The organism is Streptococcus cristatus ATCC 51100, assembly GCF_011612585.1.
Classification (GTDB): domain Bacteria; phylum Bacillota; class Bacilli; order Lactobacillales; family Streptococcaceae; genus Streptococcus; species Streptococcus cristatus_H.
This window is the reverse complement of the sequence record NZ_CP050133.1, coordinates 1,079,989-1,097,594: the sequence shown is the minus strand read 5'-3', so window position 1 is coordinate 1,097,594 and position 17,606 is coordinate 1,079,989. Positions and strand designations below refer to the sequence as shown.

At 41.4% G+C, this 17,606-nt stretch carries 18 protein-coding genes and 1 tRNA gene; 11 read left to right on the top strand and 8 right to left on the bottom strand.

Annotated features, from left to right (window positions below):
- The first annotated feature begins 4 nt into the window (after positions 1–4).
- Positions 5–1,657: an FAD-dependent oxidoreductase gene (locus HBA50_RS05410; RefSeq protein ID WP_045497483.1), complete on the top strand. Its 1,653-nt coding sequence runs from the start codon at positions 5–7 to the stop codon at positions 1,655–1,657.
- A complete protein-coding gene (locus HBA50_RS05405; RefSeq protein ID WP_045497481.1) occupies positions 1,654–1,947 on the top strand; it encodes a rhodanese-like domain-containing protein in 294 nt (97 codons plus the stop codon). Before HBA50_RS05410 ends, HBA50_RS05405 begins: the two co-directional genes overlap by 4 nt.
- Positions 1,948–1,997: 50 nt before the next feature.
- On the opposite strand, the gene HBA50_RS05400 is transcribed toward HBA50_RS05405, so the two are convergent.
- Positions 1,998–2,252, bottom strand: a complete 255-nt coding sequence (locus tag HBA50_RS05400; protein ID WP_015605027.1) for a metal-sensitive transcriptional regulator — start codon at positions 2,250–2,252, stop codon at positions 1,998–2,000.
- Positions 2,253–2,521: 269 nt separating this feature from the next.
- On the opposite strand from HBA50_RS05400, the gene HBA50_RS05395 reads away from it, so the two are divergent.
- The 3 genes from HBA50_RS05395 (at position 2,522) to HBA50_RS05380 (ending at position 5,256) form a co-directional block, all read left to right on the top strand.
- Complete coding sequence (locus HBA50_RS05395) at positions 2,522–4,486, top strand: peptide ABC transporter substrate-binding protein (RefSeq protein WP_045497479.1); 1,965 nt, start codon at positions 2,522–2,524, stop codon at positions 4,484–4,486.
- Positions 4,487–4,758: 272 nt separating this feature from the next.
- Positions 4,759–4,830, top strand: a tRNA-Arg gene (locus HBA50_RS05385).
- A 57-nt stretch (positions 4,831–4,887) separates the two neighbouring features.
- Positions 4,888–5,256 (top strand): NUDIX hydrolase, encoded by a 369-nt coding sequence (locus tag HBA50_RS05380; protein WP_045497476.1) that lies wholly within the window; start codon positions 4,888–4,890, stop codon positions 5,254–5,256.
- Positions 5,257–5,345: 89 nt separating this feature from the next.
- Here the strand turns inward: HBA50_RS05380 and HBA50_RS05375 are convergent, their stop codons facing one another.
- Positions 5,346–6,332: an L-lactate dehydrogenase gene (locus HBA50_RS05375; protein ID WP_005591942.1), complete on the bottom strand. Its 987-nt coding sequence runs from the start codon at positions 6,330–6,332 to the stop codon at positions 5,346–5,348.
- Positions 6,333–6,538: 206 nt separating this feature from the next.
- Between HBA50_RS05375 and gyrA the strand changes: the two genes are divergently transcribed.
- From gyrA to radC, 3 genes are all read left to right on the top strand, one after another.
- Entirely contained in the window at positions 6,539–8,989 is a 2,451-nt protein-coding gene (gene gyrA / locus HBA50_RS05370) for a DNA gyrase subunit A (RefSeq protein WP_045497473.1), read from the top strand.
- Between the two features lie 7 nt (positions 8,990–8,996).
- On the top strand, positions 8,997–9,743 hold the full coding sequence (locus tag HBA50_RS05365) for a class A sortase (protein ID WP_045497470.1): 747 nt from the start codon (positions 8,997–8,999) through the stop codon (positions 9,741–9,743).
- Positions 9,744–9,897: 154 nt separating this feature from the next.
- Positions 9,898–10,581 carry a RadC family protein gene (radC, locus tag HBA50_RS05360; protein WP_045497468.1) on the top strand — a complete coding sequence of 228 codons (684 nt, stop codon included), beginning with the start codon at positions 9,898–9,900 and terminating at the stop codon, positions 10,579–10,581.
- Here the strand turns inward: radC and HBA50_RS05355 are convergent.
- From HBA50_RS05355 to HBA50_RS05330, 6 genes are all read right to left on the bottom strand, one after another.
- Complete coding sequence (locus HBA50_RS05355) at positions 10,578–11,270, bottom strand: gamma-glutamyl-gamma-aminobutyrate hydrolase family protein (RefSeq protein WP_045497467.1); 693 nt, start codon at positions 11,268–11,270, stop codon at positions 10,578–10,580. The genes radC and HBA50_RS05355 overlap by 4 nt on opposite strands.
- A 24-nt stretch (positions 11,271–11,294) precedes the next feature.
- Positions 11,295–11,942: a redox-sensing transcriptional repressor Rex gene (locus tag HBA50_RS05350; protein ID WP_005590387.1), complete on the bottom strand. Its 648-nt coding sequence runs from the start codon at positions 11,940–11,942 to the stop codon at positions 11,295–11,297.
- Positions 11,943–12,075: 133 nt separating this feature from the next.
- Positions 12,076–12,423, bottom strand: coding sequence for a DUF1831 domain-containing protein (locus tag HBA50_RS05345; RefSeq protein ID WP_045497465.1), 348 nt, complete (start codon positions 12,421–12,423; stop codon positions 12,076–12,078).
- A gap of 1 nt (position 12,424) precedes the next feature.
- Entirely contained in the window at positions 12,425–13,537 is a 1,113-nt protein-coding gene (locus HBA50_RS05340; RefSeq protein ID WP_045497463.1) for a cysteine desulfurase family protein, read from the bottom strand.
- A gap of 11 nt (positions 13,538–13,548) precedes the next feature.
- Positions 13,549–14,505 (bottom strand): ribose-phosphate diphosphokinase, encoded by a 957-nt coding sequence (locus HBA50_RS05335; protein WP_080940858.1) that lies wholly within the window; start codon positions 14,503–14,505, stop codon positions 13,549–13,551.
- Positions 14,506–14,583: 78 nt separating this feature from the next.
- On the bottom strand, positions 14,584–15,144 hold the full coding sequence (locus HBA50_RS05330) for a CYTH domain-containing protein (protein WP_045497459.1): 561 nt from the start codon (positions 15,142–15,144) through the stop codon (positions 14,584–14,586).
- A 95-nt stretch (positions 15,145–15,239) separates the two neighbouring features.
- Here HBA50_RS05330 and yjbM point away from each other — a divergent pair, with 95 nt between their 5' ends.
- Genes yjbM through HBA50_RS05315 form a run of 3 tightly spaced genes read left to right on the top strand, consistent with a single transcriptional unit; the run spans position 15,240 to position 17,603 of the window.
- On the top strand, positions 15,240–15,911 hold the full coding sequence (gene yjbM, locus HBA50_RS05325) for a GTP diphosphokinase (RefSeq protein ID WP_037585978.1): 672 nt from the start codon (positions 15,240–15,242) through the stop codon (positions 15,909–15,911).
- A complete protein-coding gene (locus HBA50_RS05320) occupies positions 15,895–16,713 on the top strand; it encodes an NAD kinase (protein ID WP_005590379.1) in 819 nt (272 codons plus the stop codon). The genes yjbM and HBA50_RS05320 overlap by 17 nt, the downstream gene beginning before the upstream one ends.
- Positions 16,710–17,603: an RluA family pseudouridine synthase gene (locus HBA50_RS05315; protein ID WP_045497455.1), complete on the top strand. Its 894-nt coding sequence runs from the start codon at positions 16,710–16,712 to the stop codon at positions 17,601–17,603. Before HBA50_RS05320 ends, HBA50_RS05315 begins: the two co-directional genes overlap by 4 nt.
- The last annotated feature ends 3 nt before the right edge of the window (positions 17,604–17,606 follow it).

Sequence of the window (17,606 nt, the reverse complement as noted above, 5' to 3'; positions counted from 1 at the left end):
AACAATGAAAATTATTATCGTTGGTGGAGTTGCAGGCGGTATGTCTGCGGCAACACGTTTAAGACGGATGATGGAAGATGCTGAAATTGTGATTTTTGAAAAAGGTCCTTTTGTATCTTTTGCGAACTGCGGTCTGCCTTATTATATTTCTGGTGAAATTGCTGAGCGAGATGCTCTCTTGGTTCAAACACCTGAAAGTCTCAAGGCGCGTTTTAACTTGGATGTGCGACCTTTTCATGAGGTGGTGAAAATTTCGCCTGAAGATCATACGGTGACGGTGGCTCATGACGGTTCAGAGTTCACAGAGCAGTATGATAAGCTGATTCTTTCACCGGGAGCGAAGCCTTTTATTCCTGAGATTGAAGGACTTTCAGAAGCAACTAATGTATTCACTTTGCGCAATGTCCCAGACTTGGATCAGATCATGTTAGCCTTGGATGAAGAGCCTCAAGAGGCTGTTGTCATCGGTGCTGGATTTATCGGTCTGGAAACGGCTGAAAATCTGCGCAAGCGTGGCTTGAATGTGACAATCGTAGAAAAAGCACCGCATGTCTTGCCACCACTGGATGAGGAGATGGCAGCTTTTGTCCAAGCGGAATTAGCCGATAAGGGAGTGAAAATCATCACTTCCCAGTCGGCTACTCGCTTCGAAGAAAATGGCAAAGTGATCGTCTTGGAAGATGGACAAAAATTGGCTTCAGATGTGACTATTCTCTCTGTCGGGGTCCAGCCTGAAAATAGCTTGGCCAAGGCAGCAGGTATTGAGACAGGTCTTCGTGGGGGTATCTTAGTTGATGAACATTATGAGACGAGTCAGAAAGATATTTTTGCAGTCGGCGATGCTATCCCTGTCAAGCAGGAAATCACTGGTGAAGATGCCCTGATTGCTCTAGCTTCGCCTGCTAATCGACAAGGACGTCAGGTGGCAGATGTGCTTGCTGGCTTGGAGCGGAAGAATAAGGGAAGTATTGGTACAGCTATTGTGCGTGTCTTTGACATGACAGCCGCTTCAACAGGTCTGAATGAGCGTTTCCTTCAGCAAAATCAGCTGCCTTATCAAGCGATTCATGTCAGCGGTAAGGATCATGCAGGCTACTATCCAGGTGCGACTGACTTGACCTTGAAATTGCTCTTTGAGCCAAAAACTGGAAAAATCTATGGTGCTCAAGGTGTGGGTAAAAAAGGCGTTGACAAGCGGATTGATATTTTGGCGACAGCTATCAAGGGCAATCTCACGATCTTTGATTTGCCAGAGCTGGAGTTTACCTATGCACCACCTTTTGGCTCAGCCAAGGATCCAGTCAATATGCTGGGCTATGCAGCTATGAATCTAGCAGAAGGCTTGAGTGAAAATATCCAATGGCACCAGCTGGAAGACGAGTTAGCACGTGGGAAAGTCTTTTTAGATGTCCGGACACCCAATGAATTTCAGCAAGGACGCCTGAAGGCGGACAAGACAGTCCATATTCCGCTGAATGAACTCAGAGAACGCTTGGATGAGCTGAATAAGGAAGAAGAATATATCGTGAGCTGCCACAGCGGTCTGCGCAGCTATATTGCCGAGCGAATCTTAAAACAAGCAGGATTTGCAGTGAAAAATCTAGACGGAGCTTATGCTTTGTACAAAATGGTAAAACCAGAAGGAGTAGAAAAATGAAAACTATATCAGCAGCTGATTTAGAAAAGCAGTATCAATCTGAAAAATTGGCCATCGTAGATGTGCGCGAAAGACATGAATTTCAAGCAGGTCATATCCCAAATGCTAGAAATCTTCCACTTAGTGAGTTGGAAACTGGCTATAAAAAGCTGAATCCTGACTACAAATACTATGTCATTTGCCAAGGAGGAGCGCGTTCAGCAACTACTTGCCAATTTCTTGCCATGCAGGGCTTCGATGTGACCAACGTATTAGGTGGCATGAACGCTTGGTCTGGAGAGACGGAATAAAAGATAAAAAGGATTCAAGTCGTTGCTTGAATCCTTTTTTCCTCTCCTTCTTATTTTCGATTTACCAGAAAATGAATAGCTTTCTCTATTCTTTCCCTTTGTTTTTTCGGATCATCAGATGGATTTTCTAGGCAATCCGTTAAATTCTCAGTAATAACCATCTCAATAACACGGTCAACGCTGGAGCGAACGGCTAATAACTGTGTGAGAATATCTGAACATTCCCTGTCCTCTTCAATCATTTTTTGAATGCCTCTTAACTGACCTTCAGAGCGCTTGAGGCGGGTAATATAATTAGAATTCACGGTGATTTCCTCGTTTGTTTACATTGAGTTTATTATATGCTTAATCTGTATATTTGTCAATTGGATTGGGTGGAGGCTGTTTTCAGAAATTTTCCATAATGACTCTCTGATTCTTCTATTTACTTTTCATCATAATTTTGGTATAATAGTTTATGTTATAAAATGTAACATAGAAATTGGACTAAGATTAATATTGGATCAAATAAAGGAATGGCTTTATTTTTACTTCTCTTATTCTTAGGCTTCTCTCGATTTTTGGAGGTGTATTTATGAAAGTATCAAAAATGCTTTTAGCTACTGGAGTGGTACTCAGTGCAGGAGTATTCTTGTCAGCTTGTGGCAAATCTTCATCCAGCACAACCACATATTCTTATGTTTATGCCAGCGATCCAGATAGCTTGAACTACCTGACCACTAACCGTGCAACTACATCAGACGTTATTACAAACCTTGTAGATGGTCTTTTGGAAAATGATGAATATGGAAATCTAGTTCCTTCTCTTGCAGAATCATGGACAGTTTCTCAAGATGGCCTGACTTACACATATAAGCTTCGTAAGGATGCTAAGTGGTTCAATGTTGATGGCGAAGAAGTTGCAAGTGTGAAAGCTCAAGACTTTGTGACTGGACTTAAATATGTGGCTGACCAAAAGTCTGAAGCTCTTTACCTAATTCAGGACTCGATTAGTGGCTTGGATGCCTATGTCAAAGGCGACGAAAAAGACTTTTCAAAAGTCGGAGTGAAGGCAGTAGATGATTATACTGTTCAATACACGCTGACACGCCCAGAGCCTTATTGGAACTCTAAAACTACGAATAATATCTTGTTCCCTGTCAATGAAGAATTTTTGAAGTCTAAAGGAAAAGATTTTGGTTCTGTTGATCCATCAAGTATTCTTTACAATGGTCCTTTCCTTTTGAAATCTTTGACTTCTAAATCGTCTATGGAATTCGTTAAGAATCCCAATTATTACGATAAAGACAAAGTCAGTCTAGAACATGTCAAATTAACCTACTATGATGGATCAGACCAAGAATCTTTGATTCGCAACTTCAGCGATGGAGCTTATAGTGGTGCACGTCTCTATCCGAATACTTCAGGTTTTGCGGCAGTTAAAAAGAAATATGCGGACAATATCCTTTACAGTCCACAGGATGCGACCTCATATTACTTTAATTTCAACTTCAACCGTCAATCATACAATCACACTTCCAAAACAAGTGATGCTCAAAAGACTGCAACAAAAGAAGCGGTTTTAAATAAAGACTTCCGTCAGGCCGTCAATTTTGCCCTTGACCGGACTTCTTATGGTGCGCAAAGTAATGGTAAAGATGGAGCTACCAAGCAGTTGAGAAATACGCTTGTCCCTCCAACATTTGTTCAAATTGGCGATCAAACATTTGGCCAAGTTGTTGCCTCTAAATTAGTAAATTATGGCACAGAATGGGCGAATATCGACCTGACAGATGCTCAAGATGCTTATTATAATCCAGAAAAAGCCAAAGCAAGATTTGCTAAAGCTAAGGAAGCTTTAGAGTCTAAGGGAGTTCAATTCCCAATTCATTTGGACCTTCCTGTAGACCAGGCTGACAAGGTGAGTATCCAATGGGCAAGTTCAGTAAAACAATCAATTGAATCAACCTTGGGTGCAGAAAATGTAGTGATTGACCTGCAGAAGATTAGTGTGGATGATTTGAACAACATCACCTATTTTGCCAACACCGCAGCTCAAAAGGACTATGACTTCTACACAGGTGGTTGGTCAGCTGACTATCAAGATCCATCTACCTACTTAGATACTCTAAATGTAAATAATGGCGCTAGCTTGCAAAACTTTGGTTTTGAGCCAGGCCAAGATATGGACAAGATGAAAGAGCTGGGCTTGGACACTTATACTAAGATGTTGGAAGAGGCAAATGCTGAAACAACAGATGTTAAAGTTCGCTATGAAAAATATGCGGATGCACAAGCTTGGTTGCTGGATAGTGGGATTATCATGCCGACCATTTCAGGAGGCGGTAGTCCTTCTGTAAGTAAGTCCAAACCTTTCAGTCGTGCCTATTCACTCGTTGGAATTAAGGGATCTGGCTTCAACTTTAAATATACAAAGCTCAGAAGCGAGATTGTAACGACCAAGGAATATGAAGAAGCTAAGAAGAAATGGCAAGAAAAAACGTTAGAATCTAACAAAAAAGCCCAAGAAGAGCTAGCAGATCATATCGAAAAGAAATAAAATATATAAAGAGGCTGGGACAAAAGTCCTAGCCTCTCAATTGTCTTTGGAGTGTCGAGCAAGACGCAGTGGTTGAGTGGGCTCTACTAGGCTGATTTCATTAGCTTTTACAGCCCTACTCAACTGTGCGGAGGTGGGACGACGAAATCGAACTCTAACGAATGACCGATTTCTGTCCCACTCTCTTTTGATTTGATCTAGATTATAAATTTCATAAAAGGAGCCATTTAGGCTTGTTTTTTTGCGAAAAATTAGTTATAATAAGTAAGTTGCCACCCTTAGTGTAATGGATATCACGTAAGATTCCGGTTCTTGAGATGGGAGTTCGATTCTCTCAGGGTGGATGACTAAAGCTTGGACTCGTTAGAGTCCTTTTTTGTTTTCTAAGAGAGGAGACTACTATGGCAGTGAAGTTAATCGCTCATACCTTGATTGAGAAAAACGGAAAGTATCTGCTGATCAAACGCTCAAAAATAAAGCGTGGGCTTCCTAATGTTTATCCATGCTATTGGGATATTCCTGGCGGAAGCGTAGAAGAGAACGAACTACCCAGAGAAGCAGCTCTACGTGAGGCTATGGAAGAGGTCAATCAAAAGATTCGGATTGATAAGATTGTTCATGAAGATAGTCAGTTTGACACAAGTAAAAATACTGTTTTTACACGCTTGGTTTATGGGGCTAGGATTATAGAACAGCGCGATATCCTATTGGATCCAGAAGAGCATACAAACTTTATTTGGCTTTCTTCTTTGGAGGACTTAGAGGGGTAGCTGATTGTTCGTTATTTGATTGATATTTTTGCCGACAGATCCACATAAAACAAAAAAACATCCCCTTTTATCAGGAGATGTTTTTTTGATTAGTTTTTAGATGCTTCTTGGAATTCTGGATTCTTCCATGCTTCATCAATAATTGCTTGCAATTCTTTAGCAGATGCTTGCATCTTTTGAGTTTCTGCATCGTTCAATGGGATATTTACTGGACGAACGATACCGTGAGCACCAACAACTGCTGGTTGACCGATGAAGACATCTTTCACACCGTATTGGCCTTCTTGGAAGACTGAAAGTGGAAGTACAGCATTTTCATCGTCAAGGATAGCTTTTGTGATACGAGCAAGGGCTACAGCGATACCGTAGTATGTAGCGCCTTTCTTGTTGATGATTGTGTAAGCAGCATCACGAACGCCTTCGAACAATTCTATCAATTCAGACTCTTGAACATTTTGAGTATCTTTAAGGAATTCTTCAAGGTTTACACCTGCGATGTTTGCATGTGACCAAACAGCGAATTCTGAATCGCCATGTTCACCCATGATGTAGGCGTGAACTGAACGAGCATCAACATCCAATTTTTCAGCAAGTGCTTGACGGAAACGAGCTGAGTCAAGTGAAGTACCTGAACCGATAACGCGTTCTTTAGGGAAGCCTGAGAATTTCCAAGTTGAATAAGTCAAAACGTCAACTGGGTTAGCAGCAACAAGGAAGATACCATCGAAACCTGATTCAACAACTTGTGTTACGATTGATTTGTTGATGGCAAGGTTCTTACCAACGAGGTCAAGACGAGTTTCACCTGGTTTTTGAGGCGCACCCGCAGTGATAACAACAAGGTCAGCGTCTGCACAGTCAGAGTATTGAGCTGCGTAGATCTTTTTAGGTGAAGTGAAGGCAAGGGCGTGGCTAAGGTCAAGCGCATCACCTACAGCTTTTTCGTGTAATTGTGGAATTTCGATAATTCCAAGCTCTTGTGCAATTCCTTGGTTAACAAGCGCGAAAGCGTAAGATGAACCTACGGCACCGTCACCGACAAGGATGACTTTTTTATGTTGTTTAGTAGCAGTCATTTCTAAACATCTCCTTATTATTTTTGGGGTTTTCCCCATACAATTACATTCTACCACTTTTGATACAGTTTGTCACGGCTCACCGTGGTATTTTGACCCCTAAAAGGCTATGTAAACGTTTTTATATTCGGTTTTAAATACTGAAAATATAGCTAAAATGTGGTATAATGAGATAGTGATTTAATATTGAAATGAGGCATTTTTTAATGCAAGATAGAAACTTAGTAGATGTCAATTTGACCAGCGAAATGAAGACCAGTTTCATCGATTATGCAATGAGTGTTATCGTGGCTCGGGCTCTTCCAGATGTTCGCGATGGTCTTAAGCCGGTTCATCGCCGGATTCTTTATGGCATGAATGAGCTAGGCGTTACGCCTGATAAGCCTCACAAGAAATCAGCTCGTATCACAGGGGATGTCATGGGTAAATACCACCCGCATGGCGACTCCTCTATTTATGAAGCAATGGTGCGGATGGCACAATGGTGGAGCTATCGCTACATGCTGGTAGACGGCCATGGAAACTTCGGTTCGATGGACGGAGACGGTGCCGCTGCCCAGCGTTATACAGAAGCACGTATGAGTAAGATTGCTCTGGAGATGCTTCGTGATATTAACAAAAATACTGTTGATTATATTGACAACTATGATGCCAGCGAGAGAGAGCCTATGGTTCTTCCTGCTCGCTTCCCTAACTTGCTTGTAAATGGAGCGACAGGGATTGCTGTTGGGATGGCGACTAATATCCCTCCACATAATCTCGGTGAGTCTATTGATGCAGTTAAACTTGTCATGGACAATCCGGAAGCAACAACTCGCGATATCATGGAAGTCCTGCCTGGACCAGATTTTCCTACAGGTGCACTGGTTATGGGTAAGTCTGGGATTCACCGGGCTTATGAAACAGGGAAGGGTTCGATTGTTCTTCGTTCGCGCACTGAAATCGAAGAGATGAAAAATGGCCGCGAGCGAATTGTCGTAACCGAGTTCCCTTACATGGTGAATAAGACTAAGGTCCATGAGCATATTGTTCGTCTGGTGCAGGAAAAACGCATTGACGGTATCACTGCTGTTCGTGATGAGTCCAACCGTGAAGGAGTTCGTTTTGTCATTGAGGTTCGTCGTGATGCCTCTGCTCATGTCATTCTAAACAATCTTTTCAAGCTGACTCAGATGCAGACCAATTTCAGCTTCAATATGCTGGCCATTCAAAATGGTGTGCCGAAGATTCTGTCTCTGCGTGAGATTTTGTTGGCCTACATTGAGCACCAAAAGGAAGTGGTGACTCGACGGACTGCCTTTGATAAAGAAAAGGCGGAAGCGCGAGCACACATCTTAGCTGGTTTGCTGATTGCGCTGGATCATATTGATGAAGTGATTCGCATCATCCGTAATAGCGAGATAGATGCAGAAGCACAGGCTGAATTGATGGCTAAATTTGAGCTGTCTGAGCGCCAGAGTCAAGCTATCCTCGACATGCGTCTGCGTCGTCTGACTGGTTTGGAACGCGATAAGATTCAGTCAGAATACGACGAACTGATTGCTTTGATTGCGGACTTGGCTGATATCTTAGCCAAGCCAGAGCGAGTTGTCGCTATTATCAAGGAAGAGTTAGACGAGGTCAAGCGTAAATTTGCGGATGACCGCAGAACTGAGCTGATGGTGGGAGAAGTTCTTTCTCTTGAAGATGAAGATTTGATTGAGGAAGCGGATGTTTTGATTACCCTGTCTAATAAAGGCTATATCAAACGTCTGAATCAGGCTGAATTCACTGCTCAGAAACGCGGTGGCCGCGGTGTTCAAGGAACGGGTGTTAAAGATGATGATTTCGTCAAAGAGCTGGTTTCAACGAGTACCCACGATAGATTGCTCTTCTTTACCAATAAAGGCCGAGTCTATCGGCTCAAAGGATATGAAATCCCTGAGTACGGCCGTACAGCCAAGGGCTTGCCAGTGGTCAATCTCTTGAAACTGGATGAAGGAGAGACCATTCAGACCATTATTAACGTCCAGCAGGACAGTAGCGATCATTCCTACCTCTTCTTTACAACCCGTTTGGGTGTAGTTAAACGAACCAGCGTAACAGAATTTGCTAATATCCGTCAAAACGGTCTCAAGGCCTTGAATTTGAAAGATGAAGACGAGCTTATCAATGTCTTTCTGACGGACGGTGCTGCAGATGTTATCATTGGTACTAAGTTTGGTTATTCAGTCCGTTTCAATGAGACAGCTGTTCGGAGCATGAGCCGTAGTGCGACTGGTGTTCGTGGGGTCAATCTGCGTGACGGCGACCAAGTCGTTGGAGCAGGTGTGATTACTGAGGGTGACGAAGTGCTTGTCATCACAGAAAAAGGCTATGGTAAGCGAACTCTTGCTAGTGAGTATCCAACCAAGGGCCGTGGTGGTAAAGGGATTAAAACAGCCAATATCACTGATAAGAATGGACCTCTCGCTGGTCTGATGACTGTTACTGGAGAGGAAGATTTGATGATTATCACTAATACTGGTGTCATCATTCGGACCAGTGTGGCTAATATTTCTCAGACCGGCCGCTCAACCATGGGAGTTAAGGTCATGCGTCTGGACCAAAATGCACAGATTGTCACCTTTACAACGGTTGCGCCTGATGCAAAAGACGATGAGGAAGAAGTAGAATAAGAGGAGGATGAATGTGAAGAAATCTAAGAAGAAATTCAAGCTCAGAAATTTCATCATTAACTGTGCAGTTTTGCTTTTATTTCTAGTTGCCCTAGCTCTGATTTTCAACTCCTCTATCCGAAATATGATCATGGTTTGGCACACAAACCAATACCAGGTTAGCAAGGTTTCCAAGGAAGAAATTAAGCAAAATAAGGCAGTCGAGTCGAGTTTTGAGTTTAGCGAAGTCCAATCTCTTTCAACAGAAGCGGTCATCAATGCTCAGTGGCAGGCTCAAAAACTACCAGTTATCGGTGGTATTTCGATTCCTGAAGTTTCGATGAATTTGCCAATTTTCAAAGGTTTGGATAACGTTGGACTATACTATGGCGCTGGCACCATGAAAGAAGATCAACAAATGGGACAAGGAAACTATGCCTTAGCCAGCCACCATGTCTTTGGAATTACTGGAGCTAGTGATATGCTCTTTTCACCGCTAGATCGTGCCAAAATAGGGATGAAAATCTATATCACGGATAAGGATAAGATCTATACCTATACGATTTCTAGTATAGAAAGTGTCGCACCAGAGCGTGTTGATGTCATCAATGATACGGAGGGTGTTGCTGAGATCACTTTAGTAACATGCGAAGATGCGGCAGCAACCAGTCGAACCATTGTTAAAGGAACGCTTGAAAGTACGATTGACTATGACAAGGCACCAAAAGATATTTTAGATGCTTTCAGTCGATCTTATAATCAAATGCAGCTATAATAAGAAATATTGTAAAACGAAGTAACAAGAGTTACTTCGTTTTTTGATTGATGGAATTTGCAAATGACTCCTATGATATCTAATGTTTGAAATGCTGTGTAAGAATTTAATCTTTTTTTTACTTAATAGCGAATTAATAAGTAAGGAGGTTGATATGTATCGTATTTCATTGCAGGATGACATAAGTATGATGCCGCGTGAACGGCTGATAAGAGAAGGGGCGGATAAACTTAGTAATCAGGAATTGCTATCTATATTTTTGCGAACAGGCAGCAAAAAAGAAACTGTTTTTCAAGTTTCTCAAAGGATTTTATCATCGATTTCTAGTTTGAATGATTTAAAATATCTGACTTTGCAAGAATTACAGACAATTTCAGGAATTGGCCCTGTGAAGGCTGTTGAGTTGCAGGCCATTATTGAGCTTGGCTGTCGTATCAACAAAGCTGAAGTGCTGGAGAGAGAGCAAATTCTTGGAAGTCAAAAACTAGCTCGCAAAATGCAGGTCGAATTGGGAGATAAAAAGCAGGAGTGTTTGGTCGCTATTTATCTCAACAGTCAAAACCAGATTATCCATCAGCAGACAATCTTTGTAGGAACGGTAACTAGAAGCATTGCTGAGCCGCGCGAGATTTTGCATTATGCGCTCAAACACTTGGCGACATCTATTATACTTGTACACAATCATCCTTCTGGAGTGACTTTACCAAGTAAGAATGACGACGAGGTCACCAAACATATGAAAGAAGCTTGTGAGCTAATGGGGTTGGTTCTTTTAGATCATTTAATTGTTTCAAAAAATGATTATTATAGTTATCGTGAAAAAACGGATTTGATCTAAAGTTTGTGGACCACATAATCAAACAAGGCTAAATCCCCCGTTCTTGTGGGAAATAGAAATTCTGGATGCCACTGCACACCAAGAAATGGACTCCCATCAGTCGAGGTAACAGCCTCAATGACCTTGTCACGAGGATCGTAAGCTATAACTTCTAGATTTTTCGCTAGATCCTTGATACTTTGGTGATGAAATGAGTTGATTTGACAAGTAGGTCCGTATAATTCGTGGAGGATGGAGCCATTTTTAGTGACCATAGTCTGTGTAGTGTATTGAGCAGTGCTATCTTGCCAGTGATTCTCGATGTCTTGGTGAAGTGTGCCACCCATAGCAACATTGTAAAGCTGAGTACCGCGACAGACACCAAAAATAGGCTTGTTTTGCTTCCGTGCTTCTCGGATGAGAGCCAGTTCAAATAGATCCCTTTGAAGCAGATAATCATCGCTTTCGATAGTCTGTTCCTCGCCGTAGAAATGAGGATGGACATTTTGTCCACCGGTAAGGATCAGTTTATCGATCATAGTGATATAGGTGTGAGCTAAGGCTTCATCACCAATTGGTAAGATAATTGGGATTCCTCCAACTTTATTGACTCCCTCGATAAAGCCAGTTGAAGTATAACTAATATGAATAAATTGATCGTTAGGAATATCCCTTTGGTTTCCTGTTATACCGATAATCGGTTTTTTCATAAAGTGTCTGTTTCCTTTCTTACCTTACTCATCATCTTTTCTCATGAAGTAGAGTAAGGTTTGGAGTTCGCTGGTTAGGTCCACATATTGTACAACCACATCTTTGGGGACAGATAGGTGCACTGGGGAGAAGCAAAGAATTCCCTTGATACCAGCATCAACCAAGACGGATGCGACTTCTTGTGCCTTAACGCTCGGAACTGTCAGAATGGCAGTCTTTACGTTTCCTTCCTGGACCTTTTCTTTTATTTGAGAAATTCCATAAATAGGAATTCCATCATTTGTGGTGGTTCCGACGTCAGAATAATCATCTGTATCAAAGGCCATTACAATCTTCATTTTATTCCGTTCATGAAAGCGGTAGTGTAAAAGAGCACGGCCCATATTTCCGACACCAACAATCATGACATTTGTAATTGAGTTGTCATTGAGAAGATTGGCAAAGAAATTCATTAGTTTCTTGACATCGTAGCCAAAACCTCTACGACCTAACTCACCGAAGTAAGAAAAGTCACGCCGAACAGTCGCAGAGTCGATTCCAATCGCCTCTGCGATTTGTTTTGAATTGGCCTTTTCAATATTTTCCGCGTTAAATCGTTTGAAAATCCGGTAGTAGAGGGAGAGCCGCTTAGCAGTAGCACGTGGAATAGAATTGCTTTTTTCAGTTTTCACAAAATCACGACCTTTCTATCTTCTATTCTATAGAAAGCTTGTGAAAAAATCAACTAATTTGATGAACAAAATATTATTATACTAATAAAGATAGATAAAATAATAGAAATAAGCAAAATTCTTAGAATTTCGCTTATTGGGGTGTTTTCTCAAAAATATCTCTTTCAACTAAACTATCCATCAGGAAATAGAATTTTTGCTGAATAATATGGTGTTTTTCTGATTTGAAGATATTAACCAATCTTAAACCATACTTGTCCGTAATATTGATTTTTACTCCGCTTAGATCTTTATTGACGATAATCTTAAGCAAGAATCCATCGCCACTATTAGGAACAGCTTCGAGTAAGCGAGAAAGCTCGTAATTACCAACTTTTGTTTCAGCAAATGTATTATCTCGCAAGGTAAATTTCTTGACATTTGGATGGAGTGAATAGGTGAAGTCGCAGTTTGCTAAGCTAACAGATGTTTGAAAAGCCATCTTATCCTCCTAGTATTTCTTTTAGTTTTTGGCTGAATAGTTTGATTTCTTGGATGCTAGTTTGATCTGACACACTGATGCGAATGGATTCTTTTAGGCGCTCAGAGTTTGGGCCATATAAGGCTTGAAGGACATGGCTGGGCTGAACAGCACCAGCTGTACAAGCAGAGCCAGTCGAGATTGAAAAGCCATTAAGGTCCATTTGAAGCAAGATAAGATCATTCTTTTGGTTTGGAAATCCAATATTGACAACATAAGGCAGGCTAGGCTGACTTTCGTTTAGGTAGTAGTCTATATCCGCTAGGTTGTTCAGTAAAGCCTCTTTTAACTGCAGGGCATGCTCAAGATTTTTCTCTAAGTGGGCGAAACTTTCAGAAAGGGCAGTTGCCATCCCAACAATGGAAACGAGGTTTTCTGTACCTGCTCGATGTTTGTTTTCTTGATCGCCGCCATGCATGAAATTATCAAAATCCATATGGTCAGCATAGAGAAATCCCACCCCTTTTGTACCATGGAATTTATGAGCTGATGCACTCAGGAAATTGATTCCCAATTCTTCAGGATAGATGGGGAGCTTGCCGACGGCTTGGACTGCATCAACGTGAAAGGCAGCAGGATGCTCCTTTAGTAATTCCCCAATTTCTTGAATCGGCAAAATATAGCCTGTTTCATTGTTGACAGCCATGACTGAGACAAGGATAGTATCTGGTCTGAGAGCATTCTTGATATCTTCCGTTCGGATTTGCCCATCCACTGGCTGAATAATAGTCGCTTCAAAGCCAAAGTGTTCCACCAAGTATTCAACAGGCTCCAAAACAGCATGGTGTTCAATGGCCGTAGTGATAATATGCTTGCCTTGATTCTGATGGCGTAGGGCATATCCCTTGATTGCAGTGTTATTACTTTCAGTACCACCTGAGGTGAAGAGGATATTTTTGCTCTGTGTGTGTAGAACTTTAGCAATATCTTCGCGAGCTTGTCGGAGCAGTTTTTTAGCTTCTCGACCGTGGCTGTGGGTACTGGATGGATTGCCGAAGATTGTCATTGCCTGAGTCATAGACTTAATTGCAGCAGGTGACAAGGCAGTCGTAGCAGCATTATCTAAATAAATCACAAATTTATCCCTTATTTCTTTTGAAAAGCAAAAAGTGGGCTGACTGGTTTTCTTTCTTGAATACGCACGATAGCATCGCCAATCAACTCGCTAGCTGTGGTATAGTGAACGTTCTTCGGAGTCTTTTCTTTTGTATCAACAGAGTCAGTCACCAAGATTTCTCGGATAGGAACACTGTCTAGTAAGTCTGCAGCTTCATCTGCAAATAAACCATGACTTGAGACAGCATAGATTTCGACAGCCCCTTCACGTTCAACGATTTTAGCAGCTTCTGAGAAGGTACGACCAGTATTTAAGATATCGTCAATCAAAATTGCTTTTTTGCCTTCAACCTCACCGATGATATATCCTTCGGAGCGTCCTGCTTCATCTTCACCATAGTCGATGATGGCGATTGGAGCGTCGAGATATTCCGCCAAGCTACGAGCGCGTTTCACGCCAGAATTTTTCGGGCTAACAACGACAACATCTTCGCCAGTTAATCCCATATTGCAATAATGCTCAGCAAACAATGGAATAGTGAAGAGGTTGTCAACAGGAATATCAAAGAAGCCTTGTACTTGGACAGCGTGAAGGTCAAGTGAGATGACTCTGTCTACGCCAGCTCCAACAAGCATATTGGCCACGAGTTTTGCAGTAATTGGCTCGCGAGGAGCGGCTGTCCGATCTTGGCGGGCATAACCAAAATAGGGCATAACCACAGTTACGGTATTGGCACTTGCTCGTTTACAAGCGTCAACCATTATCAATAGCTCCATCAAGTGATTATTGACTGGGAAGCTGGTAGACTGGATGATATAGATATCATAGCCACGAACACTCTCCTCAATGTTAATCTGAATCTCGCCATCAGAAAATTGGCGGGAAGAAAGCTTGCCTAAAGGTACTCCGGCAGCTTCAGCAATCTTCTCAGCAATTGAGTGATTGGAATTGAGGGAGAAAAGCTTCATATTTTTTTTGTCTGACATTAGAATGACCATCCTCTTTTTGTCTCTTTAGATTTATAAATATTATTTTACCAAAAAAATGAGATTATTTCAGCATTTTTACAAGTTTTCGGCAAATCTGGCAATCTTACTTTTACCAGGCTTATATTGGATTTGATTTTCGTTTAAAAAGTCTTTGAACTTTTGTTCACCCTCTTCAATATCATTGATCTCTAATTCTAACTCGAAATCTTTTTTACCAAAGTAACGACTTTCGTCTAAGGCAAAAAGACCGAGTGTATCTTGTTTTTCATAGCGAATATTTTCAAGGGTTCCAAGGATTGTCAGTTTGTCAACGGGGATTCCTTTTTCTTGGAGTTTATCTAGGATTTCTCCCTGAGGAAATTGCAAATTTTCTGTAATTTCCTTAAATTCATCTTCGGACAAGGCTTGGTTGTATTCGAAATTTCCAAGTTTTTGAGGAATTTTTAGAGTAAACTCAGCAGCGTCAGGAGTGGTTCGGACTCGCAGAGCCATACGATCTTCACGAAGAGTAAAGTCAGCCGAATCAATATAATAGTTGACTTGGAAAATTGGCTGGACATGATCAAAGAAGGTCAGAAGTCGTTTATGTTCGTCTTCTGTTAACATTGTTTTGTATTCAATTTCTAAATGGTTCATTTTTAAATCCTTTTCTTTATCTGAAAGCGATTTTATGTTATAATAACAACTGTGTTTATTTTATACAAAAAACGAATAGATGACAAGGTATGTATATGACAATAGATTGGGAAGATTTTCTGGATCCATATATTCAGGCGGTTGGTGAGTTGAAAATAAAGCTTCGTGGCATTCGCAAACAGTATCGCAAACAGCAACGCCATTCACCGATCGAGTTTGTAACCGGTCGCGTAAAACATATTGAAAGCATCAAGGAAAAAATGGAACTTCGCGGGATAACTGAGGAAAACTTAGCCCAAGAGATGCAGGATATTGCTGGTTTGCGTGTTATGGTTCAATTTGTAGACGATGTGGATGAAGTTTTAGAAGTTTTACGAAATCGGACAGATATGCGTATCGTCCAGGAACGTGATTACATCAAAAACAAAAAAGACAGTGGTTATCGTAGCTACCATGCCATTGTTGAATATCCAGTAGATACGATTAATGGAAATAAAGTTATCTTGGCAGAAATTCAGATTCGTACCTTGTCCATGAACTTTTGGGCAACGATTGAGCACTCTTTAAACTACAAGTATAAAGGAGAATTTCCAGAGGAAATCAAACGGCGCTTGGAGACAACAGCTAATCTCGCCTATCAGCTAGATGAAGAGATGGGAGCCATTCGCGATGCCATCCAAGAAGCACAAGCGCTCTTTGATCCTCTGCACCGCAAGCTAAATGACGGTGTTGGAAATAGTGACGATACAGATGAAGAATACAGGTAAAAAAATAGCGATAATCCGCAATCGCAAAAGGCAGAGTGAGGAAGTATTTCAAACTCTGATGCAAAAATTGCGGAAAGCAGGCTTTATTCTGACACCCAAAAATCCAGATATCGTGATTTCTGTCGGTGGTGATGGGATGCTGCTATCAGCCTTTCACAAGTATGAAGAGCAGCTGGATAAAGTGCGCTTTGTCGGTGTCCATACCGGACATTTGGGTTTTTATACAGATTACCGAGACTTTGAAATCGATAAATTAGTGGAAAATCTGAAATTGGACACAGGTGCCAAGGTCTCTTATCCGATTTTAAATGTCAAGCTGACCTTTGAAAATGGGGAAACGCGGACGATTCGCGCACTCAATGAAGCAACGATTAAACGCTCCGACAGAACCATGGTAGTTGATGTGGTCATCAATAATGTTCATTTTGAGCGTTTTAGAGGTGATGGAATTTCTGTCTCAACGCCTACTGGAAGCACAGCCTACAATAAATCATTGGGAGGAGCTGTTCTGCACCCAACGATTGAAGCCTTGCAAGTGACAGAAATTGCTAGTCTGAATAATCGTGTGTATCGCACTTTGGGTTCCTCAGTTATCGTTCCTAAAAAGGATAAAATTGAGCTATTGCCGACTCGTAATGATTACTATACCATAGCGGTCGATAATCAAACGTTTTCTTATAAAAATATTGTCCGTATCGAGTACCAAATCGATAATCATAAGATTAACTTTGTAGCTTCGCCTAGTCATACCAGCTTTTGGAATCGCGTGAGAGACTCCTTTATCGAGGAGTGTCAAGAATGAGATTTGAGTTTATTGCGGATGAGCATGTCAAAGTCAAAACTTTTTTGAAAAAGCATGAAATTTCAAAAGCCCTTTTGGCCAAAGTGAAGTTTGCAGGTGGGAATATTCTTGTCAATGGTAAATCTCAAAATGCCATTTATTTGCTGGATATTGGAGATAAGGTGACAGTAGATATCCCTTCTGAGAAAGGCTTTGAAAGCCTAGAAGCCGTGGATCGTGAGTTGTCGATCGTATATGAAGATGAGCACTTTCTAGTTTTAGATAAACCTGCCGGAGTAGCTAGTATCCCTAGTGTCAACCATTCGAATACGATGGCAAACTTTGTTAAGGCTTACTATATTCGGCAAGATTATGAAAATCAGCAGGTTCATATTGTGACGAGGTTGGATCGCGATACCAGTGGACTCATGCTCTTTGCAAAACATGGATATGCCCATGCAAGACTGGATAAGCAATTGCAGAAAAAAATGATTGAAAAGCGCTATTACGCGCTCGTTCAGGGGAGCGGTGAGCTTAAACTGGAAGGAGATATAATTGCGCCAATCGGGCGCGATCCTGACAGCATTATTACTAGATGTGTGACAAAGGATGGCAAGTATGCACATACCAGCTACAAGGTTGTGGAGCAGTTTGGCGATATCTATCTGGTCGACATTCGTCTGCATACAGGGAGGACCCATCAGATTCGTGTGCACTTCGCCCATCTTGGATTTCCTCTCCTCGGAGATGATCTTTATGGTGGGACATTGGAAGCGGGAATTACACGTCAGGCCTTGCATTGTCACTCTTTATCTTTTTATAATCCATTTTTGGAAAAGCAGCTCCAATTGGAATCCCAGTTGCCGATTGATTTCCAAAATACTATTACATCGTTAACAAAAAATAATTAAAAT

Bases quoted from the DNA above. Each gene is read 5' to 3' on its own strand.
- yjbM (WP_037585978.1), top strand. From the start codon at position 15,240: ATGACAATAGATTGGGAAGATTTTCTGGATCCATATATTCAGGCGGTT.
- HBA50_RS05405 (WP_045497481.1), top strand. From the start codon at position 1,654: ATGAAAACTATATCAGCAGCTGATTTAGAAAAGCAGTATCAATCTGAA.
- radC (WP_045497468.1), top strand. From the start codon at position 9,898: ATGTATCGTATTTCATTGCAGGATGACATAAGTATGATGCCGCGTGAA.
- HBA50_RS05365 (WP_045497470.1), top strand. From the start codon at position 8,997: ATGAATGTGAAGAAATCTAAGAAGAAATTCAAGCTCAGAAATTTCATC.
- HBA50_RS05355 (WP_045497467.1), bottom strand. From the start codon at position 11,270: ATGAAAAAACCGATTATCGGTATAACAGGAAACCAAAGGGATATTCCT.
- HBA50_RS05375 (WP_005591942.1), bottom strand. From the start codon at position 6,332: ATGACTGCTACTAAACAACATAAAAAAGTCATCCTTGTCGGTGACGGT.
- HBA50_RS05345 (WP_045497465.1), bottom strand. From the start codon at position 12,423: ATGGCTTTTCAAACATCTGTTAGCTTAGCAAACTGCGACTTCACCTAT.
- HBA50_RS05335 (WP_080940858.1), bottom strand. From the start codon at position 14,505: ATGTCAGACAAAAAAAATATGAAGCTTTTCTCCCTCAATTCCAATCAC.
- HBA50_RS05315 (WP_045497455.1), top strand. From the start codon at position 16,710: ATGAGATTTGAGTTTATTGCGGATGAGCATGTCAAAGTCAAAACTTTT.
- gyrA (WP_045497473.1), top strand. From the start codon at position 6,539: ATGCAAGATAGAAACTTAGTAGATGTCAATTTGACCAGCGAAATGAAG.
- HBA50_RS05380 (WP_045497476.1), top strand. From the start codon at position 4,888: ATGGCAGTGAAGTTAATCGCTCATACCTTGATTGAGAAAAACGGAAAG.
- HBA50_RS05330 (WP_045497459.1), bottom strand. From the start codon at position 15,144: ATGAACCATTTAGAAATTGAATACAAAACAATGTTAACAGAAGACGAA.
- HBA50_RS05410 (WP_045497483.1), top strand. From the start codon at position 5: ATGAAAATTATTATCGTTGGTGGAGTTGCAGGCGGTATGTCTGCGGCA.
- HBA50_RS05395 (WP_045497479.1), top strand. From the start codon at position 2,522: ATGAAAGTATCAAAAATGCTTTTAGCTACTGGAGTGGTACTCAGTGCA.
- HBA50_RS05320 (WP_005590379.1), top strand. From the start codon at position 15,895: ATGAAGAATACAGGTAAAAAAATAGCGATAATCCGCAATCGCAAAAGG.